The organism is Micromonospora sp. NPDC005172, from assembly GCF_040608555.1.
Classification (GTDB): domain Bacteria; phylum Actinomycetota; class Actinomycetes; order Mycobacteriales; family Micromonosporaceae; genus Micromonospora.
The window spans coordinates 1-24,884 of sequence record NZ_JBEXIL010000072.1 but is presented as its reverse complement, the minus strand read 5'-3'; the positions used below and the strand labels follow the sequence as shown (position 1 = coordinate 24,884).

The following is a 24,884-nucleotide window of genomic DNA, read 5'->3' as shown; positions in this document are numbered from 1 at the left end:
AAAATCGGACCCTCAGCAAGTCCTATCTTCCCTGATCAGAAGGCACTTCTTCGTTTCTGCCCAGTCCGTGGACAGCCCTTAACGAAGGGCCGAGGCTAGTAAGGCAGATCCAGACCTGCTACTTCTTGACGGGCAGCAACGCCTGACGTCGCTCTACCAGTCACTGACCGGCTCAGGCGTGGTCGACACGGAGGACGCCCGGAAGAAGCAGGTTCAGCGGCGCTTTTACATCGACATTGAGCGAGCCTTGAAGGACCCGGCTCGTCGGGACGAGGCGGTGGTGATCCTGCCAGGCGACGGGATCGAGCGGACCAACTTCGGCAAGGATATCCGCCTCGATGTGTCCACACCGGAAAAGGAGCGCGAACACGGCTACTTCCCCTTCCGCCTAATCTACGACTCGCCCGGTCAACTCGATTGGTTGTGGAACTTCCCCGGAGAAGCGGGTGATGCGAGGGTGCGACGAGCGCTCATCCAGCGCTTCCAGGGCGAGGTTCTCACACCGATGCAGAGCTACGAGATTCCTGCTATCGAATTGGACAAATCGACGACCAAGGGAGCGGTCGCCACGGTCTTCGAAAAGGTCAACACCGGAGGGCTTCCCCTCAACGTCTTCGAGCTGCTGACCGCGACCTTCGCTGGCGACGCCGCTTACTTCGCGCAGCACGGGGACGACTTCCGCTTGAAGGACGACTGGCACCTCACTGAGCAACTCATTGCCGACCATCCTGTCTTGAAGGGCATCCGCAACACTGATTTCCTCCAAGCGGTCACCCTGCTCGTCACCGCGCATGGGGCGTCGTTCACCTCCGCTCGGAAGGAGGACGTCCTGCGACTTGAGCTCAGCCAATACCTGGCCTGGGCTGAACAGGTGCGGGAGGCGCTCGTGTGGGTTGCGCAGTTCCTCCGAGACGAACACATTCACCGTGCGCGCGACATTCCCTACCCGACCCAACTCGTGCCTCTAGCGGTGATCCGCGTGATCCTTGGAGAGGCTGCGACCATCCACGGTGTCCGAAGCCGCCTGCGACAGTGGTTCTGGTGCGGCATTCTCGGCGAGCTCTACGGAGGCGCTACAGAGACGCGCTTTGCACGCGACGTGGACCAGGTTCCGGCGTGGGCGCGGGCTGTAACGTCGTCGGACACTGGGGTCCAGCAACCGGGCACTGTGTCGGGAGCGACCTTCGCTGAGTCCCGGCTCCTGTCGCTGCGGACGCGGCAGTCTGCGGCGTACAAGGGCTTGCACGCTCTCCTGATGGCCGGGGGCGCCAAGGACTGGAGATACCACCAGACGTTCGACCACACGCAGTATGTCGCTCTCGACGTTGACATCCACCATGTCTTCCCGAAGAAGTGGTGCGATGACAACGAAATCTCACGCAACCTAAGGGAGAGCATCGTCAACAAGACACCGCTGGCGGGAAAGACCAACCGCTTCATCGGCGGAGCCTCGCCTGCAACCTATGTGCCGAAGCTCGAAAGCGCCGCCGCCGTCAGCTCCGATGAGCTTGACACGATCATCGGTGCCCACCTGATCGACACCAAGGCACTGCGGGCCGCCGACTTCGATGCGTTCTTCCTCGCGCGTCGGCGGGCTCTGCTCGAGCTGGTGGAGAAAGCCATGGGCAAGCAGGCGCAGCGGGACGTTGATGCGGGACAGTTGACCGGGGGCGTTGAGGCGCCCGAAGCTTTCGCCGAGGAGGACGACGATCCACAGGACGCAGGCGACGCCGATCAGGACGACCGCTAGTCCTACTGCTGCTCTGGCTAACTCCTTGTCGGGCGCATCAGCTCGACCGGTCGCCAGGCCTTAAATTCCACCTTGCCCTACGGTGATGGGTCCCCAGCGTCGGGATGCCTTCGTCCAGGTGCAGGTCTTTTGTTCCTGTCCCCTCGGCATCCTGGCGACGACGGACGCACCGGTCCGCAGGATCGACATCGTCATCCCGGCCCGCCTCACGGCCAATGCCGTACGTCCGTGTCAGCCGGGAGGACCTTCGGGTACCAGCTCACCGGACTTGCTCTGCCTGCGCAACAGGCCTTCGGCTTCAGTGGCTCAGCGTGTTATTGCGGGCGGCGCCGATAAAGGCATACCAAGCGGTTGAGTGGAAGATGAGAGCCGGTGCGGCCTGGTCCTTGGAGTCGCGGACGGCGACGACACCAGGGATGTTAGTGGCGACCTCGACGCAGTCGCCGCCGTTGTCGCCGCTGCGGGTGCTCTTGCGCCAGACGGCGCCGGTCAGGTCAGTCATGCCGCATCTCCCCAGCGATCCGCTTGATCATGTCAGTCGATTCTGCCTCGCCGAGGGCCAGCGCATCCAGCCCTCGCCAGACGCGCTGATAGGCCGCCAACTCGTCGGGCTTGTCGAGGTACAGCGCCCCGGTCAACGACTCGCTGTAAACCACGGACGGCTCCGGCGCGGCACGGCCCCCCTTGGTCGTCGGGAAGTCGAGGATCACGAAGGATCCCGCAACCGCGCCGGGCTGAGGGCCTGCTTCCAGTGGCAGCACCCTGACGATGACGTTCGGTAGCTCGGACAGCTTGGTGAGATGAGCGAGCTGCTCGGTGATGACCGATGAACCGCCGACGCCACGCCGAAGTACCGCCTCGGAGAGCACCGCCTCCAGTCTGGGAGCTGCCGGCAACCGTCGAACGAGCAATGCCTGCCGTTGGAGTCGGACCTGTACCGCCCGCTCGCGTTCCTCCTCGTTCAGCATTCCGCCGAGGCGGTAGAGCGCGCGAGCGTACTCCTTGGTCTGAAGGATCCCAGGGATGAGCGACTCGTCGTAGCGGCGAAGGTGAGCTGCGGCGGATTCCAGGCCGACGTACAGCTCGAACCAGTTCGGCACCGCATCGCCGTACGCGTGCCACCAGCCCTTCGACTTCGTCTCGGCGGCCAGTCCGCGCATCGCCTCGGTCATCTCGGGCGATACCCCGTACAGCTCGCACATCGCCTTGACGTCGAGCACCCGCACCGAGCCTTGGCCGCACTCAAGACGCCAGATCTTCTGCCGGCTGTATTCGAGCGCTTCGGCTGCGGCGTCGAGTGTCACCCCGGCCTCGTTGCGGAACTGGCGCAGCAGCCGACCGAGCTGCCGGCGCGGCACGGTCGATCCAATGTCGTCGGGCACTCGCACACTCCCTGGTTCCATGGCGCAACACTGCGTGACCTGCTCCTGCAACTCCTACGGGTTGCAGCAAAGAAAGTCAATGCACAACGGCGAAATTGCGCCTTGGAACGTTGCTTTCCTGCTCCGGACTGTCGCAGGCTGAAGACAGCGCGGCGGCCGTCCGGTCCCCCCGAACGGTCGCCGCGCTTCCCCGAACTCCCTCGCCCCTCCGCGTCAGGAAGGCAGGCAGACATGAACGCCAAGAACGAGCGACCGGGGGCGGCGAGCGGTGGTGACGCCGATCGCTCCGGCGCGTACACCAGTCTGTTGCCGTGGCAGGTGCGTGAGCGCCGGTTCGCGCCTGCCTTGCTCGGACGTCGCGGTCTGGACCCCGACGACGTGTACGCCTTCCTCGACCGGGTCGCCGTCGACATGGCCGCCGTCTACGCGGCCCTCGCCCAGAGCCGCCGCGAGACCGCCCGGCTCAAGGGCGAGCTGGACCGCCGGCCGGCCACGCAGGACCAGCCCCGATGAGCCAGCGGTACGTCATCCACCTGCCCGTCGTGGCCGCCGACCTGCCCGCTGCGCAACGTCTGGCCCGGGTCATCGGCCGCTGGATGCTGGTGCTGCCGATGGTGGACCCGGGGGAGACCACCGTCTCCGAGGAGGACCAGCAGTTCCTGCGTCACCGGGTCTTCTGCGACCTGAGGCTGCCCGGCGGCCGACGCTGCCTCCTGCGCGACGGCCACGACGGCGGCTGCTCCCGCCGCTTGCGCCGGTGAGGGGAGCCGCCGCCGGCCGAGCGGGGCCGGCGGCGGAACCGACAGTTAGTACGTGAAGGTCCAGAGGAAGTAGAACCCGGGTGCGTTGGGACCGTACTGGCGGTACTCGCAGTAGTACCAGCTCCACTGGCCGGTGCGGGCACCCTCGCTGCCGTAGCTGTTGCAGAACTGGCCATCGGAGTAGACGCCGCGGAGCGTGCCGCCCTGCGGGTCGGCTGCTGCCGGGGCCGCGCCGGCTCCGACCAGTCCACCGAGTGCGAGCGTCGCCGCCACCGCCAGCGTCGCCCATCTGCGTCCGCGCATGGAGTCTCCTTCCGTCACCGTCCACAGTGCACGCACTCCACGCCGAGCCAGAGACCGGGACATCGAAGTTGGTGAACGTAAGGCTATCCGCCAAGGCGGCCTCCGCAGTACGGGCCGAACGGGTGGCGGGGGAGTGTGCTCGAATCCGGACCGGGCGGCGACCAGAAGGGGAGTTGCCTCCGTGACGGGCAACATGCGCACCGGGGTGGTCCGCTCGAACGGCTACTCGCCCCGGCGAACCACCTGGTCGGCTCTGAGCGTGACCATGGCGACGGTACGGCCATCGGCATCAGCGAACTCGACTTCGTACGCAGCCAGGGGATCGCTGAAAATGTGAACGACCGTGCCCACTGTTCCGGCAGGCAGCTTTTCCCCTGGAATGGCCTCTCGGACCTTAACCACGTCGTACAGCTCCAACATGTCAGCCTTCATTCGGCGGAAACGAGATGGTCACCACCCATGCGTCGCTGTGGATCTGCATTTAGGGGGGAAGTCGCTGTCAGTGGTATCCGAGGATCCGTGATGCTTCCTCGCCGGCCAGCCGGAGCTGATCTCCTCGGAGATCGGGCACGCGGTAATCATTGCCCCGCACTGTCTCCAAGAATTCCGTGGGTAGCTGCACGCGGTATGTGGTCAGGTAGAAGCGCAGGTCGTCGCGCCACAACCACTCGCCATCCGTCAGCACGGATGCGCCCCCGACAAGGTGTCGGCCGCTCCCGAGGACGTCGATCTCCGCGCCCATGACGTCGATGAGGCCATGTCCATGGCGTAGATAGTCTTCGACCTGGATGGCGTCGGGCAGCGGCTTCGCGTTGACGTGCCCGTGGATGCTCTCCACGTACACTTCGATCTGGTTCGGCCCTAGTTCTCGAAAGAACCCCACAATCTTCATCGGTGCCCTCTCGCTCGTGGTACGAAAACCTCCCAGGAGCCGCCGCCTTCGACGACTGGCGGTTGGGGCTCTGTGGCCCATCGCTGGGTCCCTACCCGAGCCGTTGGCGCGAGCACGCTGACCCCGAGTTCGTCGGCGACCTGTTGACCGAGTGGTACCGCGTTGACCTCAGGCTTGACGGTGCCGGCATAGCAGGAGACCAGGCGGAGGGGGCCGCCGTCATAGGCGGGATTTTCCCGAACCGCGGCGGCGATCTGAGCCGCGTTGGTGGCATTTCCGTCCATGTGCGCTCCGTCTGCTGAAACCTTGCCGGGGAGAAAGTATCCCTGGTCGGTGCCGTGCACGATCACGTCATGGTGCCCATCCATTGGTCGCACCTTGTCAAAGTTCCGCATCGTCAAGTCGTCGTAGCCGACGCCCGTCGAGTGATCGGAGTGGTAGACCGGGTCGCCGGCGGAGAGGTGGGAATCGGGGGTCCGTTCTGGCGAAAGCGGCCGGGTTCTCGGGTTGGCCCAGTCACGTCGCTGTCCCATCCGGTCTGAAGGCCCGAGCCGGGTGAGTCGCCCGAGCGACTGCTTGAGCTTGTCGATGAGGTCGCCGAGTCGGCGCACCTCCGGGATCAGCCGTCGCAGGCTGGCCAGCAGTGCGCGAAGCAACCGGGCGATCCGCGCCCCCCACGACGCGACCAGCGTGGTGACCTGCTCCACGACCAGCGGTGTTGCCAGTCCGCCGGTGATGAGGAGTTCACCCGCGTACGTGATGAGGCGGGACACGCAGGTGGCGATGGCGTCGCGGACCAGGAGTCGGACGGCGGCCACCAGGCCGGCGGCGCCTTCGGTGATCGCGGCCATGGTGTCGGCGCCCTGGGCGAGACCGGTGATGGCCTGGTGTTGTTCGGCGGCCCAGGCGCGGTAGGCGGGGCCGGCGCTGCCGCCCCAGCCGGCGACGTCGTCGCGGACGGCGCGGGTCAGCTCGGCGGCGTCCTCGCGGAGCGAAACGGCGACGTTGCGCCAGGTCTGGGCGTGTGCGGTGATCTGCGCCGGGTCGCCGGCGAGCCAGTCGAGCGCCTCACTGAGCGGCTTGACGTGCTCGATGAGCCAGGCGATCCCATATTGGAGCAGGGCGCCGACCGGGTCGGAGACGAAGGCGAGGGCGTCGAGGCCGGCGCTCACCACACCGAGGCTGCCGTCGATCCAACTGCCGCTGCGGACGCCTTGGGCGATGAGTTCGATGTCCTCGCAGATCCATACACCCGCCCAGGCGCTGGGCGGGGTGTCCGCTGCGGCGGCGACGAGCGGGTTGGACGTCACGGCTGCGGTCGCACCCCGTCGAGCAGGCGCTTGGCGTGGGCGTCGGTGTGTCGGTAGCTGTCCGCGCTGGTTTGCAGCTTTCCGGCGGTGTCCCGTACCGACGCGGCGGCGGCGCCGATGCCGTCGACCAGGGTCCGCTGGAGGCCGTCGAGCAGTGTCGGCATCAGCGCGCAGAGCTGCCCGTAGGCCTCGGTGCTCAACCGGACGTGCTGGCCTGCCTGCTGGGCGTTGTCGAGGCTGCTGGCACAGCGATCGAGGCGTGCGGCGTGGGCGGTCAGGTCGTCCGGGTCGACCTGGATGCCGTCACCGCCGGGCATCGCTCGGCCCCTGATCGTGGCTCAGCCGATCGCGGTAGGAGTCGATGATGGCCCGGGCGCCCGCGTCGTCGCCGAGGGACTCCGCTGTCACTTCGGCGACCTGCCGCAGCAGGTCGGTGCGCGCGGCTCTTGTGGTGTCCACGACCTGCTGGGCGGTGCGTGCCGCGGGTTGCTGCCGGGTGCGCTCGTCGAGCCACAGGTCGACCAGCAGGCCAGCCGAGTCGACGGTGACCAGGACCGTCCGATCGGGGGTGTGGGCGGTGCCGGTCAACTCCTGCATCCGCGTCGACAGCGTCTTCGCCCGTTCCGCCCGTTCGGCGAGCGACGACTCCCACTCGTCGAGCCGGCGCCCCGCCGCGTCGAGCGCAGCGTCGTCCGCCCACATGCTGACCCTCCCCAGGGGACCACCGCCGACCACCGCCAGCGAGATCACCGACACGTTACCAACCAGTCGCTTTCCGTGCATGCCCGGGGCTGGGTCGGTCAGGAGAGACGATCGCGAATCCACGCCGAGAGACGGTCAGGCCGAGGAAGATTGCCTCCGTGACGAGCAACAATCCGCTCCGGGGGTGGTCCGCCCGGACGGCCTGGCAGGGGCGGATCAACGCTCCGCTGCGTGCGTTCCTGCGCACCGAGACCGGTGGCGCGCGGGTGGTGCTGGTCGCCGCCGTGGTGGCCCTGATCTGGGCCAACCTGCACCCGTCGTCGTACGAGTCGGTGTGGCGTACCACCCTGTCGGTCCGGCTCGGCGACTGGCCCGTCGCGCACGACCTGCGTACCTGGGTCAACAGCGGCCTCATGACGTTCTTCTTCCTGGTCGCCGGCCTGGAGCTGCGCCGCGAGTTCGACATCGGCGAGCTGCGCGAGCGGCGTCGGTTGGCATTGCCGATGCTGGCCGGGTTCGGCGGCATGCTGCTGCCGATCGGGATCTACCTGGCGATCAACGCCGGGCGTCCCACAGCGGTGGGCTGGGGCGCGGTGATGGCCACGGACACGGCCCTGGCGCTCGGCGCGCTGGCCGTCTTCGGGCCGCGCTTCTCGGACCGGCTGCGTGCCTTCCTGCTGACGGTCGCGGTCGTCGACGACCTGGTGGCGATCGCGGTGCTGGCTGTCGCGTACCCGTCGCACTCCTCGCCGACGGCGCTGCTCGTCGCGGCCGGGATCTTCGCCGTCGTGCTGCTCCTGCGGGTCCGGAAGATCCGGCACGGCTGGTTCTACACGCTGCTCGGGGTGGCGGCGTGGCTCGCGGTGTCGGAGTCCGGCATCGACCCGGTCGTGGTGGGCCTGCTGATGGGGCTGCTCACCTACGCGTACGACCCGGGCCGCAAGGACCTGCAGTGGGCGAGCGACCAGTTCCGCCTCTTCCGCGAGCAGCCCACACCGCAGCTCGCCCGGATGGCACAGGCCGGGCTCACCGCCGCGCTGTCACCGAACGAGCGTCTGCAGAGCCTGTACCACCCGTGGGCGAGCTATGTGGTCGTGCCGCTGTTCGCGCTGGCGAACGCCGGGATCGTGATCGACGGCGAGCTGCTGGGCAGGGCCGTGACCTCGCCGGTCACGCTCGGCGTGGTGGCGGCGTACGTCGTCGGCAAGCCGGTCGGCATCGTGACCACCTCGTGGCTGGTGGCCCGGCTCAGTGGTGGCCGGTTCCGGCCGCCGGTCGGCTGGGTCGCCGTCCTGGGGGTCGGCACGGTCTCCGGCGTCGGGTTCACCGTCGCGCTCCTGATCGCCAACCACGCCCTGCACGGCCCGGCGTTGGACGAGGCGAAGCTCGGCATCCTCGTCGCGACGGTGGGCGCGTCCGTCCTCACCTGGCTGCTGTTCCGCATCGTCGCCCGACTCTCGCCGACCCGGCGTGCGCGGGCGCTGCTCGGCATGGCCATGGGGATCGTCGACCTGAAACTCCCGGTCGATGCGGAGCGCGACCACATGCGCGGGTCGATCGACGCGCCGGTGACGGTCGTGGAGTACGGCGACTTCGAGTGCCCCTACTGCGGGCAGGCCGAGCCGGTGGTCCGGGAGCTGCTGGCCGACTTCGCCAACGTCCGGTACGTCTGGCGGCACCTGCCGCTCACCGACGTCCACCCGCACGCGCAGCTCGCCGCCGAGGCCGCCGAGGCGGCGGGCGAGCAGGGCGCGTTCTGGGAGATGCACGACCTGCTGCTCGCCCACCAGGACGCGCTCAACCCCGCCGACGTGCTGCGCTACGCCGAACAGCTCGGTCTGGAGCTCGATCCGTTCCGGGAGCACATGGTCAAGCGCATGGGCGTCGACCGGATCGCCGAGGACGTCGAGTCGGCCGACCTCAGCGGCGTCACCGGCACCCCGACTTTCTTCGTCAACGGCCAGCGCCACCACGGGGCTTACGACGTCGCCGCGCTCAAGGCGGCGGTGAAGTCGGCGTTCACGAGCGCGCGGCTGCAACCCGAGTACCACCCTCGCGATGCAGGCGAGCGCGGGGACGCCTCGGCGAACTGATCGTGATCCATGTGCTCCGACCTGCGTAAACCGTCGACGCCGGGGCGCTCTACGATCGCCCGATGCGGATCGGTCCCCTCGCCGTGACGCCCGCCCTCGACGTGGAATCGCTCCCGCTCACGGCGGACGCCGTGGACGTCTACCAACATCTCCTGCGGGTTGCGCCGGTGGCGCAGCGGACGTTCCTGACCACCGCGTCGCCACGGGCCACGCGCGCGCTCGCCGGCCTGCTGAGCAGCGGCGCCGTGCACCGCGACGCCGCCGGCGTGCTGCACGTCCGGTCACCGCGTACCGCCCTGGAGAACTGGGCCGCGCTGCGGGAGATGGAGGCGGCCCGGGCGCGGGCTGCCGCCGAGACGCTGTCCGGGCTCTACACCGCGGTGCACGGCACGGGCGCGGCGTTCGTCGAGGTCATCGAGGGCAAGGACGCCGTCCGCGAGCTGTTCCGCCAGTTGCAGGCCGGGGCCCGCGCCGAGGTGCGGGGTCTGGAACGCGGGCCGTACCTGCGCGACACCACGCGGGTCCCGGAGGAGGTGCAGTACGCCGCGTTGCGCCGCGGCCGACGCTACCGCTGCGTGTACGAGGGTGAGCTGTTGCACGACGAGGCGATGCTGGCGGCGGTGCGTGCCACGGTGACCGCCGGTGAGCAGGCGCGCGTCTTTCCGGAGCTGCCACTGAAGATGGTGCTCGTCGACGACGACCGTGGCCTGGTCGTCCTCCCGCGCGCCAGCGGCGACGAGACCGACGGGATGCTGGTGCACCGTTCGCGGCTGCTGGAGGGGCTGTCCGAGCTGTTCGAGGTGTTCTGGCGGCTCGGCGCGCCGATCCACGCCACCGCCGACACCACCGAACCGGACGCCGAGCCGACGGTGGCCACGCAGCGGCTGCTAGCGCTGCTCACCGCAGGCTTGACCGACGAGGCGATCGCCCGTGACCTGGGCGTCAGTAACCGCACCGTGCACCGCCGGGTCAGTCGCCTCCAGGAGTTGCTGGGCGCGCGCAGCCGGTTCCAACTCGGCGTGCAGGCCACCCGGCGCGGCTGGTTGTGACTGGCCGGAATCCGCCATGGCCGAGCGGCCTAGCATTGCCCGCTGGGAGGCGACCGCCGACGGCCTCCCAGCGCCACCGGGCTCCCAGTGAGGTGTTGTCATGACGTTCACCACCCGACCGACCCTGCAGGGAACCTTCGGCATGGTGTCGTCGACGCACTGGCTCGCCAGTCAGTCCGCGATGGGGGTCCTCGAACGCGGCGGCAACGCGTTCGACGCCGCGGTCGCCGCCGGGTTCGTTCTGCACGTCGTCGAACCCCACCTCAACGGCCCGGGCGGCGAGGTGCCGGCCATCGTGGCGACCGCCCGGGACCCGCGCCCGACGGTGCTGTGCGGGCAGGGCCCCGCCCCGGCCGCCGCGACGATCGGCCACTTCCGGTCCCTCGGCATGGACCTCGTCCCGGGGGCCGGTCCGCTCGCGGCGGCCGTGCCGGGCGCGGTGGACGCGTGGCTCCTGCTGCTGCGCGAGCACGGCACCCTCTCCCTCGCGGACGTGCTGGAGCCGGCGATCGGCTACGCCGCCGCCGGTCACCCCCTGGTGGGGGCGGTCGGCGCGACGGTGGCGGCCGTGCGGTCGCTGTTCGAGGAGCACTGGCCGACGTCCGCCCAGCTCTGGCTGCGCGACGGCCGGCCACCGGCGGCGGGGGAGCGGTTCGCCAACCCGGCGTACGCCCGCACGCTGCGCCGACTCGTCGAGGCGGGGCAGGCAGCCGGCGGTGACCGGGAGGCGCAGATCGAGGCGGCGCGCCGCGCCTGGGGTACGGGCTTCGTGGCCGAGGCGGTCGACGCGTTCAGCCGACGACCGTTCCGCGACTCCAGCGGGGGCGTGCACGGCGGGCTGGTCACCGGCGACGACCTGGCCGCGTACTCGGCGACCTGGGAAGCGCCGACCACCCTCGACTGGCAGGGCTACACGGTGGCCAAGACCGGGTTCTGGGGCCAGGGTCCGGTGCTGCTCCAGACGCTGGCCGTCCTGGACGCGCTCGACGACGACGGCGCGTACGACACGGCGAGCGCCGCCGGCATCCACGCCCAGGCCGAGGCGCTGACGCTCGCGTTCGCCGACCGCGAGGCGTGGTACGGCGACAGCGCCGACGTGCCTGCCGCGGCGCTGCTGAACCCGGCGTACGCGCGGGAGCGGGCGGCCCTGATCGGTGACCGCGCGTCGGGCACGCTACGACCCGGGAGTCCCGGGGGTGCGCAGCCGCACCTGCCGACGCGCCTCCGGTCCGGCGTCACCCACCGGGCCGACGTGCCGGACCCCACCACCGGCGAGCCGACCGTACGGTCCGACGGGGTGACCCGGGGCGACACCTGCCACGTGGACGTCGTCGACAGGTGGGGCAACATGATCTCCGCGACGCCGAGCGGCGGCTGGTTGCAGAGTTCGCCGACGATCCCGGAGTTGGGCTTTCCGCTCGGGAGCCGGTTGCAGATGTGCTGGTTGGAGGAGGGGTTGCCCGCGTCGCTCGTTCCGGGCCGCCGACCACGCACCACGCTGAGTCCGACGATGGTGCTCCGCGACGGGGAACCCGTCCTGGCCTGCGGCACCCCCGGCGGCGACCAGCAGGACCAGTGGCAGGTGCCCTTCCTGCTGCGTCACCTCGTCGGCCGCCAGCACCTCCAGCAGGCCATCGACGCGCCCGCCTGGCACAGCCTCAGCCCGCCGTCGTCGTTCTATCCCCGCGAGTTCGAGCCCGGTGTGCTGCTGGTGGAGGACCGGCTCGACGCCGCAGTGGTGACGGCCCTGCGGGCATACGGGCACGAGGTACGGCTCGCCGACGCGTGGAGCCTCGGCCGGCTCTGCGCCGTGACCCGGGACCCGGCCACGGGGGTGCTGGCCGCCGGGGCGAACCCGAGGGGCATGCAGGGCTACGCCTGCGGCCGGTAGGAGCCCCCGGACTCAGGCGCCGCGCGCGAACAGCGCGAGGCGTACCCGGTTGGGGCTCTCGGTCTTGGTCATGAGGCTCGTGATGTGGGTCTTGACGGTGGTGACGCCGATGTGGAGCCGCTCGGCGATCTCCGTGTTGGACAGGCCCTCGGCGACCAGGTCGAGCACGTCCCGCTCGCGGGCGGTCAGCCCCGGCACCCGCCGGGGCGGCTCGACGCGGGCGTGCACCGCGCGCTGGACGAGACGGTGCAGCACCTCCGGGCTGAACGGGCTGTCGCCCGCGGCGGCCCGCCGGATGCCGTCCAACAGTTCGGTCGGTGGCGCGTCCTTGAGCAGGAAGCCGCACGCGCCCGCGCTCAGCGCCGGGTAGAGGTGGTCGTCGTCGCCGAACGTGGTCAGCACGAGCACCCGGGTGGCGGGACGTTCGGCGAGGATCCGACCTGTCGCGGTGATCCCGTCGACGCCGGGCATGCGCAGGTCCATGACGACGACGTCGGGGACGAGTCGCGCCGCGAGGGTGACCGCCTCCCGGCCGTTGTCGGCCTCGCCGACCACCTCGAGGTCGGGCTGCGCGTCGCAGAGCATGCGCAGTCCCGCGCGGATCAGGTGCTGGTCGTCGACCAGCAGGACGCGGATCACGCCGGCCTCCGGGTGGGTGTTCCGGCCGGTGCCGCGCGGGCGCGGGGCGCCGACTCGGCGGGCAGGGTGTTCGGCAGGACGGTGCGCACGCGCCACCCCGTGCCGGCCGGCCCCGCCTCCAACCGGCCGCCGAGGACCTCGACGCGTTCGGTCATCCCGGTGACGCCGTGACCACCGCCGGCCGGCACCGCCGTCGACGTGTGGTCACCAACCGGGTCACCCCCGTCGTCGGTCACCTCCCAGTGCACGGCCCCGTCGCGCACGGCCACCACCAGGTGCGCCCGCGCGGACGACCCGGCGTGGCGCGCCACGTTGGTCAGCGCCTCCTGGGTCAGCCGCAGCACCGCCAGGCCCCGTACCGCGTCGATCCGCCCGATCGCCGCGTCGATGTCCGCCTCGACGGTGATGCCGCCCTGGCGGGCCCGATCGACGGCGGCACCGAGCGCCGAGGGGAGCGCCGAGGGCTCGATCGCGGTCAGCGCTGCGTCACCGCGTACCCCGTCGGGTTGACGCAGCACCGCGACCAGCCGGCGCAGCTCCGACAGGGCCGCGGTGCCGGTGCCGTGCACGTCGTCGAACACCGCGCCCACCCGGGGGTCCAGGTCGGTCAGGACGTGCCGGGCCACACCGACCCGCAGCACCATCGACGCCACGTGGTGGGCGACGACGTCGTGCAGCTCGCGGGCGATGGCGGCGCGCTCGTCGGAGCGCGCCGCCCGGCTGTCCGACTCGCGGCGTCGCGTCTCGGCCAGCGCCCGCTCCAACGCCTGCCGTCCCAGCTCCCGGTTGGCCCGGATGACCAGGCCGAGCAGCGCCGGGACGCCGACCTCCAGGCCCAGCCCGACGACGCCGGAGGCGACCTCGCGCAGCGGGTCGCCGATGCTGGCGGTCAGGTCGACCACGATCAGCAGCCCGGCCGCCAGCCAGATCGTGCGGGCGCGTGCGGCGAGCATGGTGACCTCGAGCAGAGCCCAGCTCGCCCCCACCTGGTTGATGGTGACGTCGTCGACGAGGCAGATCGCGACCGCCAGCAACGCCGTCTGCGCCACCAGGTTGACCACCGGACGGCGGTACGCCAGGAGCGCCGCCGCGAACGCGGCCACCGCGAGAGTCCACTGTGTCGGCGTGGGCACGGAAGCGGAGTGGGGCACGATGAGCAGGTAGCCCAGCCCGCTGAGGTCGAGCAGCGCCATCCGCACGCGCGCGTCCCGCGCGTCGAACAGTCGTCCCCACCACGCCACGGCCGTCAGCCTAGGTGCCCGGTGTCGACGGCGGCGACCGCCGGACGAGGCCACCGTCCCCGTACGCCCAGGTAGGCGGCCAGGCCGAGCGGTCCGAGCAGGATCGTCAGCAGCAGCACCGGCGCCATGACCAGCGCCGGCACCCCCCGCTCCCGGCTGTCCAGCCACGCCCACCGCCCGACGAACAGGTCGAACGCGATCATGTGCGCCCAGCCCGCCGCCGCGCCGTCGGCGGTGCCGAGCAGCTCGCGTACCCCGTCGAGGGTCGGCGACGCGACGGCGGGCAGCACCGCGCCGAACGCCGGGATCACCAGCAGCGCGTAGATCACGACGACCGGCAGCACGATCAGCGGCGAGCCGACGATCCGGGCCGTCCAGGACCAGCGCGGCAGCAGGATCATCAGCGCCCAGAACGGCGCGGCCACCGCGAATGTCAGCGAGAACAGCGCCCCGGTCATGCCGCGAGCGCCAGGTCCGGGCGACGACGTGACAGCACCAGGCCGACGGCGGTCGCGGTCGCCACCGCCAGGGCCGCGACGACGGCCAGGGTGCGGGCGTCCGGGCGCAGCAGCGGCTGTCCGCGCAGGGCCTGCCAGGTCAACACCAGTGTGAGTACGCCGTACGCGGTGCCCGCGACGACCAGCAACCGGACGCGGGTACGCGCGTCGAGCCGGGTCGCGAACCGGGTCAGCAGGATCGCCAGGATCGGCAGGGCCTGGAGGGCGTGCAGCCCCACGAAATGCCCGATCCGCAGGTCACCGCCGGTGCTGCTCCAACCCACCACGGGCAGCCCCGGCCCACCGTCGGCCACACCTACACTGTGCGCCCCGGAGACGCCCTCGACGCCCGAGTCCTGCGTCGAAAGCACCATCGGCACGGCCGCGAGCATACCGAGCAGGGACAGGCCGAGTCCCCACCCGACGGCGGTCGCGGCGACCCGGTCGGGAATCCGCCGGATCAGCAGGACGACCCCGAGGACGAGGTGCGCGACGAACAGCACCATGATCGCGGCGCCCATCACCGCGAAGAGGACCGCGTTCAACGGGGTGGTGTCGTTGAAGTGGCTCGTCGTACCCCGGATCACCTGAGCGACGATCACCACCATCTCCACCAGCGCCAGCGCGACGATGCTCGCCGCCGCCCACTCGGCGACCCGGCTGCGACGCGGCAGCAGCGACAGCATCCACGCGAGCGTCGCGCCGTAGACGACGAAGGACACCGCGAACTTGAACGGCTTGAGCCAGATCGGCGCCCCGGTGAGGACGCGGGGGTCGACGAGGATGCCGACGGCGGCGACGACGGCGAGCACTGCCGACGCGGCCACGAAGAGGGTCAGCGGGCGGTTCCAGCGCGCCGCCCGACGCAGAACGGTAGTCATGTCTGTAGATGTTCGTGGCCACCCCTCCCGTACACGTCCGACCGCAGGCCCCGGTTGCGGCCCCTGGTCCGAGCGCGTCTCCTCCCTGGGTAGGAGGTGATGTCGGGCGCGATCCGCCGCCCGTGCTGGCACAATGGCCGGCCTGCCGACCGGACCGGGAGTGACCATGACGACCAGCGAGGACCGTGTCCAGCCCAACGAGACCACCGTGCCGCTGCTGCCCTGCCCGGCACCGGAGGAGACCCTGGCGTTCTGGCGTGCCCTCGGCTTCGAGGTGACCTACGAGCAGTTGCGCCCGTACGTGTATCTGGTCGTCCAGTGGAGCGGGTTCGCCCTGCACTACGGGCCCGCGTCGAAGGACCTCGACCCCGCGCGGGAACAGACCGGTGGCGCCCTGGTGATGGTCGACGCGGTGGCGCCGTACCACGCGGCCTTCGCCGACGCGATGCGCAGCGCGTACGGCAAGGTGCTCGTCAAGGGTCTGCCCCGGATCACGCGGTTCCGGGCGGGCGCGTCGCGGTTCAGCGTCGTCGACCCGTCGGGCAACACCATCATCTTCATCCGCCGCGACGAGCCGAAAGACCTCGAGTACGGCGGGTCGAAGGAGCTTGAGGGCCTGGCCCGGGTGCTCGACAACGCGCGGATCCTGCGCGAGTTCAAGACCGACGACCGGGCCGCCTACCGGGCGCTCGACTCGGGGATGCGCCGCCGTGCCGAGGACGCCCCGGTGGTCGAGCAGGCGATGGCGCTCGCTGCCCTCGTCGAGTTGTCGGTGGCGCTCGGCAAGTCCGACCGGGTGCCCGAGTGGGGCGCCCGGCTGCGCGCACTGACGCTGACGGAGTCGGAGCGTACCCAGGTGGCGGCCTCTGTCGCGGACCCGGCCCTGCTGGAACCCTTCTGGCCCGATCCACGGTGACCCGCTGGCTGGGGGCCGGGCCCGGCCCCCGGCCCGGTCAGCGGTTGGCGGAGCTGCGGCGGAACAGCGCCGTCACGCCGGCGAGGAGCGCGAGCAGCAGGCCGGTGAACCAGTTCATGGCCGTGATCGTGCTGACGGCGCGCGTGGCGACGCCGATGCCGAGGGCCGGCAGGCTCATCCCGAGGTAGGCGATGAGGAACAGCCCGGCCAGTGCCTCGCCGCGCCGGGCGGGCACGGCCATCGCCGCGACCGTGCCGACGGCGGCCTTGAACAGCACGCCGGCACCGACACCGGCGACCACACCGCCGAGCAGGAACGCGGTCAGGCTGGCGGTGTGCATCCCCACCAGCACGACGGGCACGCCGACGGCCTGCGCCGACAACCCGAGCCGTACCTTCGCCCGGGCGGGCAGTCGGGTGGTGAGGCTCTGCGCCACGGCGGCGCCGCCGAACACGGCGAACACGACCGCGCCGGCCAGCGCCCGCGACGGCAGGTGCAGCGTGCCGGCGACGAAGCCCGGCGCCACGGAGGTGAACAGGCCGAACACGGCGAACGACGCGAACCCGGCGGCGGTCGCCGCCACGTAGCCGGCGGGGTCGCCGTGGTCGGCGCTGATCCGCTGTGGTCGGTAGGCTGGCTTCACCAGCCGCTCCCGCACGGTCTCCGGAGTCACCGCGACCGCCACGAGGCTGACCGCCAGCAGCACGGCGAACACCAGGTACGGGGTGCGCAGCGGCGCGTGGACGTACTGGGCGAGGATGCCCGCGACCAGCGCGCCCACGCCGAGACCGCCGATGTTCGCGGCGGTGGAGACCACCTCGAAACGCTGCCGGGACGCGTCCGGGCGGTGCGCCGCGTGCAGCTCCTGGAGGTACGCGGTGGCGGTCGCGGTGATCATGCCGATGCCCAGCCCGCTCACCAGGCGGGCGACCAGCAGCACCGGCAGGGACGCGTCACCGAGGAACAGCGCGGCGGCGACCAGCTCCAGCGCCAGCGCTTGGATGAGGATCTTCTTGCGGCCGACCCAGTCCGACACGTGCCCCGCGAGCAGGAGGCTGATCACCACGCCGACCGCGTACGCCGCGAACACGATCGTGACCATGAACGTCGAGAAGCCGTCCCGGGCCATGTAGAGCGGGTAGAGCGGGGACGGCACCGTGCAGAACGCCATCGCGGTGAGGAACGCCAGGGCGATCACCCAGAAGCCACGGCCGTGGCGGGACGATCCTCCGCCAGGGCCAGCCGTGGCGGCGGGCTGGCGGGAGGGCAGGGTCGTTGACGACATGACCCCACTGTCACCCCACTCGATCATCACGTCCAACGAAAGTTGACGCTAGTTGCCATCGCGATAAGTGATACTTGGTGGCGTGGAACTGCGCCAACTCGAATACTTCGTCGCGGTGGCCGAGGAGCAGAACTTCACCCGCGCCGCCGTCCGCCTGCACGTCGTCCAGTCCGCCGTCTCCGCGGCGGTCAAGACCCTGGAACGCGAGCTGGGCGCGGCGCTGCTGGACCGCAACTCCAAACGCGTACTCCTCACCGACGCCGGCCTCGCGCTGCTACCCCGCGCGCGGATCGCCCTGGACGCGGCCCGCGACGCCCGCGACGCCGTCGCCGAGGTGCACGGCGGCCTCCGTGGCACCCTGCGGATCGGCACGATGACCTCGACCAGGCTCCTGCACCTGCCGGCCCTGCTCGGCGAGTTCCACCGCCGACACCCCGGGGTGCTGCTGCACACCAGCGTCGCGCCGTCCGGCTCGCAGGGGCTCATCGACGCGCTCACCGAGCGCCGGCTCGACCTCGCGTTCGTCTCACTGCCCGGCGCGCCGCCGACGCAGATCCACCTCACGGAGCTGGCCCGCTCGGTCATCGACCTCGTCGTGCCGGACGAGCATCCGCTCGCCGCCCGCCAGGCGGTGCCGCTGCGGGACCTCGCCGGCCTCGACTTCATCGACTCCCCGATCGGGTACGGCAACCGCACCGTGACCGACCGGGCGTTCGCCACCGCCGGCCTGTCCCGGCGCGTCACCATCGAGATCCCCGACATCGCCACCGGCGCCGACCACGTCCGGCACGGGCTCGGCATCGCGCTGCTGCCCCGCTTCGTCGTCGCCGACGCCGAGGGCGTCCGCACGCTGACCGTCACCGACGCCGACCTGGACTGGACGGCATCGCTGGCGACCCCGGTGGACCGCCCGCTCGGCGCCGCCGCCCGCGCCCTGATCGATCTGACCGGCCAGTTCCTGCCCTGATCCGCCCGATGCCGCAGCGGCCGTCGAGGGAGGCAGGTGGCTACAGCATCATCAGCGGGACGAGTTGTACGGCGTCGACCCCGTCGAGTTTCCTCAGCTCGGACACTCCCGGGCCCTTCTTGTCCAGGGGCATCTCGAACCGCCAGGACTCGCGGCCCATCTGTGGTTGGAGCTGCGTGGTCAGGTCGCCCTTGCCCTGGCAGCGCGTGCGCAGGCGCTCGTACGCGGCGGCCCGGTCCTCGAACTCGACCGATCGGGCGGTCGGCAGCGCCCGGACGGCCTGCTCCACAGCGGTCCGCTGCTCGCCGGTCGCGGACGGCTTCAGGCGGACCACGATCCCGATCCGCGAGGGCAGGGGGTCGACGTCCGCGACCTTGAGGACGACCTCGTCGACGCCGTCCACGTCGGTCATCACCAGCTCGACCGCCTCGGCGATTGGTGCGTCGGTGACCGTGGCGTGGAACAGTTCCGGCATGTGCTCCGGCTTGATCTCCGCCAACAGGTCGGGACTGTCCTTCAAGGCCTCTTTCTCGCGTGCGTACACCTGGTCGCGGCTCTCGAAAGAAACTTCCTCGACGCTGGGCATCGATCGGAGGCGCTGCTCCACGGCGGTCTTCCGGTCCGCCGTGACGTCGCTGTCCAGGAAGACAGCCAGGGTGACCTTCGTGAACTCCGTCGGCTTCGGGGGCTTCGAGGTGCAGGCGGACACGCCGAGCAGGAGGACCAGTGCCAGGGGTGGGGCGAGGCGACGCATGGGCGGAAATCGTAACGACCATCTGCCGGTGCCGCTGTCCAAGGTCGACCGGAGCGCCTCATGCCCGATGCGGCATGGACGCCGGGAGGCGCCTGGCCGGCCCCTGGATCAGGCGTCCCCGAGGCGCGTCGACAACACCGCCGCGGTGGACGCCGCCAGCTTGCGATTGAATAGCTCGTCGCGCGGCACGAAGACCATTGCCCGCCCCTCGCCGAGCACGACGTCCTCCTGTCGCGCGAAGGTGGCGCCACGGAAGATGTGCACCGTCACCGTGTGGGGAAAACCGGGCTCGTGCGGACGCGGACCGCTCCACAACGGGTGCAGCTCACCGACGGTCAGACCCGTCTCCTCCAGCAGCTCGCGGCGGGCCGCCTGCTCGGGCGACTCGCCGGGCTCAAGGTGGCCGCCCGGAAGGCTCCACTGGTTCGGCGAGACGGGGGCGTGCTCGTCACGATGCTGCAGGAGTACGGCCCCGGACGGGTCGACGAGCAGCACGAGGGCGACGTCGTAGGTGGCCACCACGAGACCATTCCACCTCGCCCGGCTCCTGTCACGCTGCCCATCGGCTGTGGCTGTCCCGATGGCAAGGTGCTGTCGAGCGATATACCTCAGAGGTATGAATATGACTCTGAGGTATATCGCTTACGACCACGTCCCCCCCCCGGAGGTGACCGAGGGTGACCGTCGGCCGCCCGGGTGCGGGCCACGGCCACGCCCTCGTCGACCAGGCGTGCCCGTAGCCCGGGCGGTGCGTGGCGGGTCATCGCACTCATCTCAGCACCGGGTCTGGTCTTCGTAACCTGTATCCGCGAGACTCCCCGGTATGCGTGATCGTTCTCGTCGGTGGGCGTGGGTCGGGGTACTCGTCGTCGGGCTGATCCTCTATGTGGCCGTGCTGCGAACCCTCGTCAGCACCCAGAATCCGAACTTCGTGCCGGCGCTGATCCTGCTCGGCGCGACCCTGGCGCCCCTGACGTTCCTGACCTTCGCCCAGGCCCGCACCGGGCGGTGGCAGGTGCCGGCGTCGGTGCTGGTGACGTCGGCGTTCTTCGGCGGGGTGATCGGCACGGTGGTCGCCGGCACCCTGGAGTACGACACCCTGCGGGGCCTCGGCACCCTGCCGATGCTGTTCGTGGCACTGATCGAGGAGTCGGCGAAGCTGATCGTCCCGGTGGTGCTGCTGTTCACGGCCCTGGCGCAGCACCGCCGCCGGGTGCCGTCCGACGGTCTGGTCATCGGCGTGGCCGCCGGCATGGGCTTCGCCGCCCTGGAGACGATGGGGTACGCCTTCACCGCCCTGCTCAGCTCGAAGGGCAACATCGGCGCGGTGGAGCAGACCCTGTTCATCCGGGGGCTGACCGCGCCGGCCGGGCACACCGCGTGGACCGGCCTCACCGCCGGGGCGCTGTGGGCGCTGCTGGCCACTCCGAGTGTCCGCCGACTGCTCGGGTTCCTCGGCACCTTCGGAGGCGTCGTCGTCCTGCACACGCTCTGGGACACGTTCACCGGCTCGTTCGTCTTCGTCGCCGTGGCGCTCGTCAGCATCGGCTGGCTGCTCTGGGAGCTACGCCGCTACCGCACCTTCGGCGATCACCTGGCCGTGGAGCATCCGACGAGGTGATCACCACGACGCCTTCCCGCTGATCTCGCTGCGCCCGAGCCGACCCCTCAACTAGTGTCGGGCTGTTCACGTTCAGTGACTTCTCTCGGGAAGGTGCAGCGATGGGGGTGCGCCGCTGGGTCGAGAGCTGGCCGCTCTATCGCCAGCTCACCGGCACCGACCCGCTCGGGCGGGGCACCGCCGCCAAGTCGGCGCGATCCCTGTCGCTGACGGCGCGTACCGAGACCGCCGATTCGGTGGCGCGGTCGGTGTGTCCGTACTGCGCGGTGGGTTGTGGTCAGCGGGTGTTCGTCGCGGACGGGCAGGTCACGCAGATCGAGGGTGATCCGGACTCGCCGATTTCGCGCGGCCGGTTGTGTCCGAAGGGCGCGGCGAGCAAGAGCCTGGTGACGAGTCCGTTGCGCCAGACCACCGTCCGCTACCGCCGGCCGTACGGGACCGAGTGGGAGGACCTCGACCTCGACACGGCGATGAACATGATCGCCGACCGGGTCCTGGCCGCCCGGGACGAGACCTGGGAGGACGTGGACGAGCAGAGCCGGCCGCTGAACCGCACGTTGGGTATCGCCAGTCTGGGTGGGGCGACGCTGGACAACGAGGAGAACTACCTCATCAAGAAGTTGTTCACCGCGATGGGGGCGTTGCAGATCGAGAACCAGGCCCGTATTTGACACTCCGCCACCGTCCCCGGTCTGGGGACCAGCTTCGGTCGCGGCGGCGCCACCCAGTTCCAGCAGGACCTGTCGAACTCCGACGTCATCGTGATCCAGGGTTCGAACATGGCCGAGGCACACCCGGTGGGCTTCCAGTGGGTGATGGAGGCCAAGCGTCGTGGGGCGAAGGTCTTCCACGTCGACCCGCGGTTCACGCGGACCAGTGCGGTCGCGGACGCGTACCTGCCGATCCGGGCGGGGACGGACATCGCGTTGCTGGGTGGGGTGATCCGGTACATCCTCGACAACGAGTTGGACTTCCGCGAGTACGTCCTCGCGTACACCAACGCCGCCACCATCGTCGGCGAGGACTTCCGGGACACCGAGGATCTGCACGGGCTCTTCTCCGGGTTCGTGGAGGAGAACGCCAGCTACGACCAGAGCAGTTGGCAGTACGAGGGCGCCCCGGAGAACATCTCCACCCGCGACACCGAGACACAGCGGGAGACGGCGGCCGGGCTGGAGCACGAGTCGCACGGCGCGCCGGTGGGTGGGCAGACGCAGCGGGACGAGACGTTGCGGCATCCGCGCTGCGTCTACCAGATCCTCAAGCGGCACTACGCCCGCTACACCCCCGAGATGGTCGAGCGGGTCTGCGGCATCCCGCAGGACAAGTTCCTGGGGCTGGCCCGGGCCTGGGCGGAGAACTCGGGCCGCGAGCGGACCGGCATGCTGGTCTACTCGGTGGGCTGGACGCAGCACAGCGTCGGTGTGCAGTACATCCGCGCCGGGGCCATCATCCAGCTCCTGCTGGGCAATGTCGGCCGCCCGGGCGGCGGCGTGATGGCGCTGCGCGGGCACGCGAGCATCCAGGGCTCGACGGACATCCCGACCCTGTTCAACCTGCTGCCCGGCTACCTGCCGATGCCGCACCACGCCGACCATCCGACCCTCGACGAGTGGATCGGCAGCATCGCGCACCCTGACCAGAAGGGCTTCTGGGGTAACGCGCGCGCCTACGGGGTGAACCTGCTCAAGGCGTACTGGGGCGATGCCGCGACGCCGGAGAACGACTTCGGCTACGGCTACCTGCCCCGGATGACCGGTGACCACGGCACCTACCAGCAGGTCCTCAACATGATCGACGGGAGGATCAAGGGGTACTTCCTGCTCGGGCAGAACCCTGCGGTGGGTTCCGCGCACGGCCGCGCGCAGCGGCTCGGCATGGCGAACCTCGACTGGCTGGTCGTGCGAGACCTGTTCCTGGTCGAGAGTGCGACGTTCTGGAAGAACGGTCCGGAGATCGAGACGGGCGAGATCCTGCCGCAGGAGTGCCGGACGGAGGTGTTCTTCCTGCCGGCGGCGTCGCACGTGGAGAAGGAGGGCACGTTCACCCAGACGCAGCGGTTGTTGCAGTGGCGGGAGAAGGCCGTCGAGCCGCCGGGCGACGCCCGCTCCGAGCTGTGGTTCTTCTACCACCTCGGCCGCATCGTCAGGGAACGCCTCGCGCGCTCGATCCGGCCGCGCGACCGGGCGCTGCTCGACCTGACCTGGGACTACCCCACGCACGGTCCGCACGAGGAGCCGAGCGCCGAGTCGGTGCTGCGCGAGATCAACGGGTACGACGTGACCACCGGCCGACCACTGGCGAGCTACACGGAGATGACTGACGACGGCTCCACGGCGGGTGGCTGCTGGATCTACACCGGCGTGTTCGCCGACGGTGTGAACCAGGCGGCCCGCCGCAAGCCCGGCGCCGAACAGTCCCTGGTGGCGCCCGAATGGGGTTGGGCCTGGCCGTCCAACCGGCGGATCCTCTACAACCGCGCCTCGGCCGACCCGGACGGCAACCCGTGGAGCGAGCGCAAGAGGTACGTCTGGTGGGACCCGGAGAAGTCCCAGTGGACCGGCCACGACGTGCCGGACTTCGAGAAGACCAAACCGCCCTCGTACCGCCCTCCGCCGAACACCTCGGGTGTCGCCGGCATCGCGGGCGACGATCCGTTCATCCTCCAGGGCGACGGCAAGGGCTGGCTGTACGCGCCCAGCGGCGTCCTGGACGGGCCGCTGCCCACCCACTACGAACCGGTCGAGTCGCCGGTGCGTAACCCGCTCTACCGCCAGCAGGCCAACCCGGCCCGCAAGGTCTACACCGATCCGATCAACTACCTGAACCCGAGTCCGCCGGAGCCGCACAGCGACGTCTTCCCGTACGTGTTCACGGTCAGTCGGCTCACCGAGCACCACACCGCCGGCGGCATGAGCCGGACGGTCCGCACGCTGGCCGAGTTGCAGCCGGAGATGTTCGTCGAGGTGTCACCCGAGTTGGCCGCCCACCGGGGCCTGAGTCACCTGGACTGGGCGCACCTGGTCACCACCCGCGCGGCCATCGAGGCGCGCGTGCTGGTGACCGACCGAGTGACGCCACTGCGCGTGGACGGGCGGATCTTGCACCAGGTGTGGCTGCCGTACCACTTCGGTTTCGAGGGTCTGGTCACCGGCGACTCGGCCAACGACCTGTTCGGGATCACCCTGGACCCCAACGTCCTGATCCAGGAGAGCAAGGTCGGCACCTGCGACGTGCGGCCTGGCAGACGTCCGAGAGGGCAGGACCTGCTGGACCTCGTCGTCGACTACCGGCGACGGTCGGGAGACCTGAGCCACCGCTATCCACCGACGATCACGACGGACGTCGCCGACAGCAGCAGTGACCGGGAGGACTGAGCGATGCCCCACGCCAACGCCCTGTACGGGCCGCTCGATCCGGCGCCGGACGCGGGTTACGTCGACGCGCCGCAGCGGATGGGGTTCTTCACCGACACGAGTGTCTGTATCGGGTGCAAGGCGTGTGAGGTGGCGTGCAAGGAGTGGAACGACGTTCCGGAGAGCGGCCTGGACCTGCTGGGCATGTCGTACGACAACACGGGCGCGTTGACCGCGAACTCGTGGCGGCACGTGGCGTTCGTCGAGCAGCCCCGCTCGGTCGGCTGGGCGACACCGGCGTTCGACGGTTACCCGGACGGGCCGGCGGCCAGCCCGGCGACGGCGGCCGTGGGGGCGCGGACCGCCACCGACACGGGCACGGACCCGGGGCTGCCACCCGGCTCGCCGGGCGCGGCGGCCCGCATGTCGGGCGGCCCCGAGTTCCTGGGTATGCCGGGGGCGCAGCCGCCGGGGCGGGGTACGGGCGTGGAGGGTCGGTCGGATTTTCGGTGGTTGATGATGTCGGATGTGTGTAAGCACTGCACGCATGCGGCGTGTTTGGATGTGTGTCCGACGGGTTCGTTGTTCCGGACG

The 24,884-nt window shown here is 70.4% G+C and carries 25 protein-coding genes and 1 pseudogene; 11 read left to right on the top strand and 15 right to left on the bottom strand.

Features of this window, described 5'->3' with window-relative positions:
* Positions 1-112: 112 nt before the first annotated feature.
* A pseudogene (locus ABZV06_RS29890) lies at positions 113-1,750 on the top strand (DUF262 domain-containing protein); the annotation flags it as partial.
* A 298-nt stretch (positions 1,751-2,048) separates the two neighbouring features.
* Here the strand turns inward: ABZV06_RS29890 and ABZV06_RS29885 are convergent.
* Both ABZV06_RS29885 and ABZV06_RS29880 read right to left on the bottom strand, forming a co-directional pair.
* Entirely contained in the window at positions 2,049-2,252 is a 204-nt protein-coding gene (locus ABZV06_RS29885; RefSeq protein ID WP_355239919.1) for a DUF397 domain-containing protein, read from the bottom strand.
* Complete coding sequence (locus ABZV06_RS29880) at positions 2,245-3,132, bottom strand: helix-turn-helix transcriptional regulator (RefSeq protein WP_355240289.1); 888 nt, start codon at positions 3,130-3,132, stop codon at positions 2,245-2,247. The genes ABZV06_RS29885 and ABZV06_RS29880 overlap by 8 nt, the downstream gene beginning before the upstream one ends.
* A gap of 231 nt (positions 3,133-3,363) precedes the next feature.
* On the opposite strand from ABZV06_RS29880, the gene ABZV06_RS29875 reads away from it, so the two are divergent.
* On the top strand, positions 3,364-3,645 hold the full coding sequence (locus ABZV06_RS29875; protein ID WP_355239916.1) for a DivIVA domain-containing protein: 282 nt from the start codon (positions 3,364-3,366) through the stop codon (positions 3,643-3,645).
* Complete coding sequence (locus ABZV06_RS29870) at positions 3,642-3,893, top strand: hypothetical protein (RefSeq protein WP_355625559.1); 252 nt, start codon at positions 3,642-3,644, stop codon at positions 3,891-3,893. Before ABZV06_RS29875 ends, ABZV06_RS29870 begins: the two co-directional genes overlap by 4 nt.
* Positions 3,894-3,938: 45 nt before the next feature.
* On the opposite strand, the gene ABZV06_RS29865 is transcribed toward ABZV06_RS29870, so the two are convergent.
* The 6 genes from ABZV06_RS29865 to ABZV06_RS29840 form a co-directional block, all read right to left on the bottom strand.
* Entirely contained in the window at positions 3,939-4,196 is a 258-nt protein-coding gene (locus ABZV06_RS29865; RefSeq protein WP_355239910.1) for a hypothetical protein, read from the bottom strand.
* A gap of 222 nt (positions 4,197-4,418) precedes the next feature.
* Positions 4,419-4,616, bottom strand: a complete 198-nt coding sequence (locus tag ABZV06_RS29860) for a DUF4926 domain-containing protein (protein ID WP_355625557.1) — start codon at positions 4,614-4,616, stop codon at positions 4,419-4,421.
* Positions 4,617-4,695: 79 nt separating this feature from the next.
* Complete coding sequence (locus ABZV06_RS29855; RefSeq protein WP_355625555.1) at positions 4,696-5,088, bottom strand: hypothetical protein; 393 nt, start codon at positions 5,086-5,088, stop codon at positions 4,696-4,698.
* Positions 5,085-6,398, bottom strand: coding sequence for a WXG100 family type VII secretion target (locus tag ABZV06_RS29850; protein WP_355625553.1), 1,314 nt, complete (start codon positions 6,396-6,398; stop codon positions 5,085-5,087). The genes ABZV06_RS29855 and ABZV06_RS29850 overlap by 4 nt, the downstream gene beginning before the upstream one ends.
* On the bottom strand, positions 6,395-6,715 hold the full coding sequence (locus ABZV06_RS29845) for a type VII secretion target (protein WP_355239901.1): 321 nt from the start codon (positions 6,713-6,715) through the stop codon (positions 6,395-6,397). Before ABZV06_RS29845 ends, ABZV06_RS29850 begins: the two co-directional genes overlap by 4 nt.
* The gene (locus ABZV06_RS29840) at positions 6,702-7,100 is read right to left on the bottom strand and encodes a YbaB/EbfC family DNA-binding protein (protein WP_355239898.1); all 399 of its coding nucleotides are present in this window, start codon (positions 7,098-7,100) and stop codon (positions 6,702-6,704) included. Before ABZV06_RS29840 ends, ABZV06_RS29845 begins: the two co-directional genes overlap by 14 nt.
* A gap of 158 nt (positions 7,101-7,258) precedes the next feature.
* Here ABZV06_RS29840 and nhaA point away from each other — a divergent pair, with 158 nt between their 5' ends.
* The 3 genes from nhaA to ABZV06_RS29825 all read left to right on the top strand — a co-directional run bounded on the left by nhaA (position 7,259) and on the right by ABZV06_RS29825 (position 12,133).
* Positions 7,259-9,193, top strand: coding sequence for a Na+/H+ antiporter NhaA (gene nhaA, locus ABZV06_RS29835; RefSeq protein WP_355625551.1), 1,935 nt, complete (start codon positions 7,259-7,261; stop codon positions 9,191-9,193).
* Between the two features lie 62 nt (positions 9,194-9,255).
* Positions 9,256-10,242 carry a LuxR C-terminal-related transcriptional regulator gene (locus tag ABZV06_RS29830; protein WP_355625550.1) on the top strand — a complete coding sequence of 329 codons (987 nt, stop codon included), beginning with the start codon at positions 9,256-9,258 and terminating at the stop codon, positions 10,240-10,242.
* 100 nt (positions 10,243-10,342) lie between these two features.
* Positions 10,343-12,133, top strand: coding sequence for a gamma-glutamyltransferase family protein (locus ABZV06_RS29825; RefSeq protein ID WP_355625548.1), 1,791 nt, complete (start codon positions 10,343-10,345; stop codon positions 12,131-12,133).
* Positions 12,134-12,145: 12 nt separating this feature from the next.
* Here ABZV06_RS29825 and ABZV06_RS29820 read toward each other — a convergent pair whose 3' ends face one another.
* From ABZV06_RS29820 to ABZV06_RS29805, 4 genes are read right to left on the bottom strand one after another with little or no spacing between them, the layout of a single operon-like run.
* On the bottom strand, positions 12,146-12,772 hold the full coding sequence (locus tag ABZV06_RS29820; RefSeq protein ID WP_355239886.1) for a response regulator transcription factor: 627 nt from the start codon (positions 12,770-12,772) through the stop codon (positions 12,146-12,148).
* A complete protein-coding gene (locus tag ABZV06_RS29815; protein WP_355625546.1) occupies positions 12,769-14,013 on the bottom strand; it encodes a histidine kinase in 1,245 nt (414 codons plus the stop codon). Before ABZV06_RS29815 ends, ABZV06_RS29820 begins: the two co-directional genes overlap by 4 nt.
* Before the next feature lie 5 nt (positions 14,014-14,018).
* Entirely contained in the window at positions 14,019-14,471 is a 453-nt protein-coding gene (locus tag ABZV06_RS29810; protein WP_355625544.1) for an ABA4-like family protein, read from the bottom strand.
* A complete protein-coding gene (locus tag ABZV06_RS29805; protein WP_355239874.1) occupies positions 14,468-15,391 on the bottom strand; it encodes a hypothetical protein in 924 nt (307 codons plus the stop codon). The genes ABZV06_RS29810 and ABZV06_RS29805 overlap by 4 nt, the downstream gene beginning before the upstream one ends.
* A 166-nt stretch (positions 15,392-15,557) precedes the next feature.
* Here ABZV06_RS29805 and ABZV06_RS29800 point away from each other — a divergent pair, with 166 nt between their 5' ends.
* Complete coding sequence (locus ABZV06_RS29800; RefSeq protein ID WP_355239871.1) at positions 15,558-16,307, top strand: glyoxalase; 750 nt, start codon at positions 15,558-15,560, stop codon at positions 16,305-16,307.
* A gap of 37 nt (positions 16,308-16,344) precedes the next feature.
* On the opposite strand, the gene ABZV06_RS29795 is transcribed toward ABZV06_RS29800, so the two are convergent.
* Entirely contained in the window at positions 16,345-17,592 is a 1,248-nt protein-coding gene (locus ABZV06_RS29795; RefSeq protein ID WP_355625542.1) for an MFS transporter, read from the bottom strand.
* An 82-nt stretch (positions 17,593-17,674) separates the two neighbouring features.
* On the opposite strand from ABZV06_RS29795, the gene ABZV06_RS29790 reads away from it, so the two are divergent.
* A complete protein-coding gene (locus ABZV06_RS29790; protein WP_355625540.1) occupies positions 17,675-18,559 on the top strand; it encodes a LysR family transcriptional regulator in 885 nt (294 codons plus the stop codon).
* 40 nt (positions 18,560-18,599) lie between these two features.
* Here the strand turns inward: ABZV06_RS29790 and ABZV06_RS29785 are convergent, their stop codons facing one another.
* Entirely contained in the window at positions 18,600-19,313 is a 714-nt protein-coding gene (locus ABZV06_RS29785; RefSeq protein ID WP_355239862.1) for a permease-like cell division protein FtsX, read from the bottom strand.
* 108 nt (positions 19,314-19,421) lie between these two features.
* On the bottom strand, positions 19,422-19,835 hold the full coding sequence (locus ABZV06_RS29780; RefSeq protein ID WP_355625538.1) for an NUDIX domain-containing protein: 414 nt from the start codon (positions 19,833-19,835) through the stop codon (positions 19,422-19,424).
* Positions 19,836-20,136: 301 nt separating this feature from the next.
* Between ABZV06_RS29780 and ABZV06_RS29775 the strand changes: the two genes are divergently transcribed.
* From ABZV06_RS29775 to ABZV06_RS29765, 3 genes are all read left to right on the top strand, one after another.
* Positions 20,137-20,934 (top strand): PrsW family glutamic-type intramembrane protease, encoded by a 798-nt coding sequence (locus ABZV06_RS29775; protein WP_355625536.1) that lies wholly within the window; start codon positions 20,137-20,139, stop codon positions 20,932-20,934.
* A gap of 101 nt (positions 20,935-21,035) precedes the next feature.
* Positions 21,036-24,311: a formate dehydrogenase gene (gene fdh, locus ABZV06_RS29770; protein WP_355625534.1), complete on the top strand. Its 3,276-nt coding sequence runs from the start codon at positions 21,036-21,038 to the stop codon at positions 24,309-24,311.
* A 3-nt stretch (positions 24,312-24,314) separates the two neighbouring features.
* Positions 24,315-24,884 (top strand): 4Fe-4S dicluster domain-containing protein (locus ABZV06_RS29765; protein ID WP_355625532.1); only part of this gene is annotated, 570 nt, incomplete at its 3' end.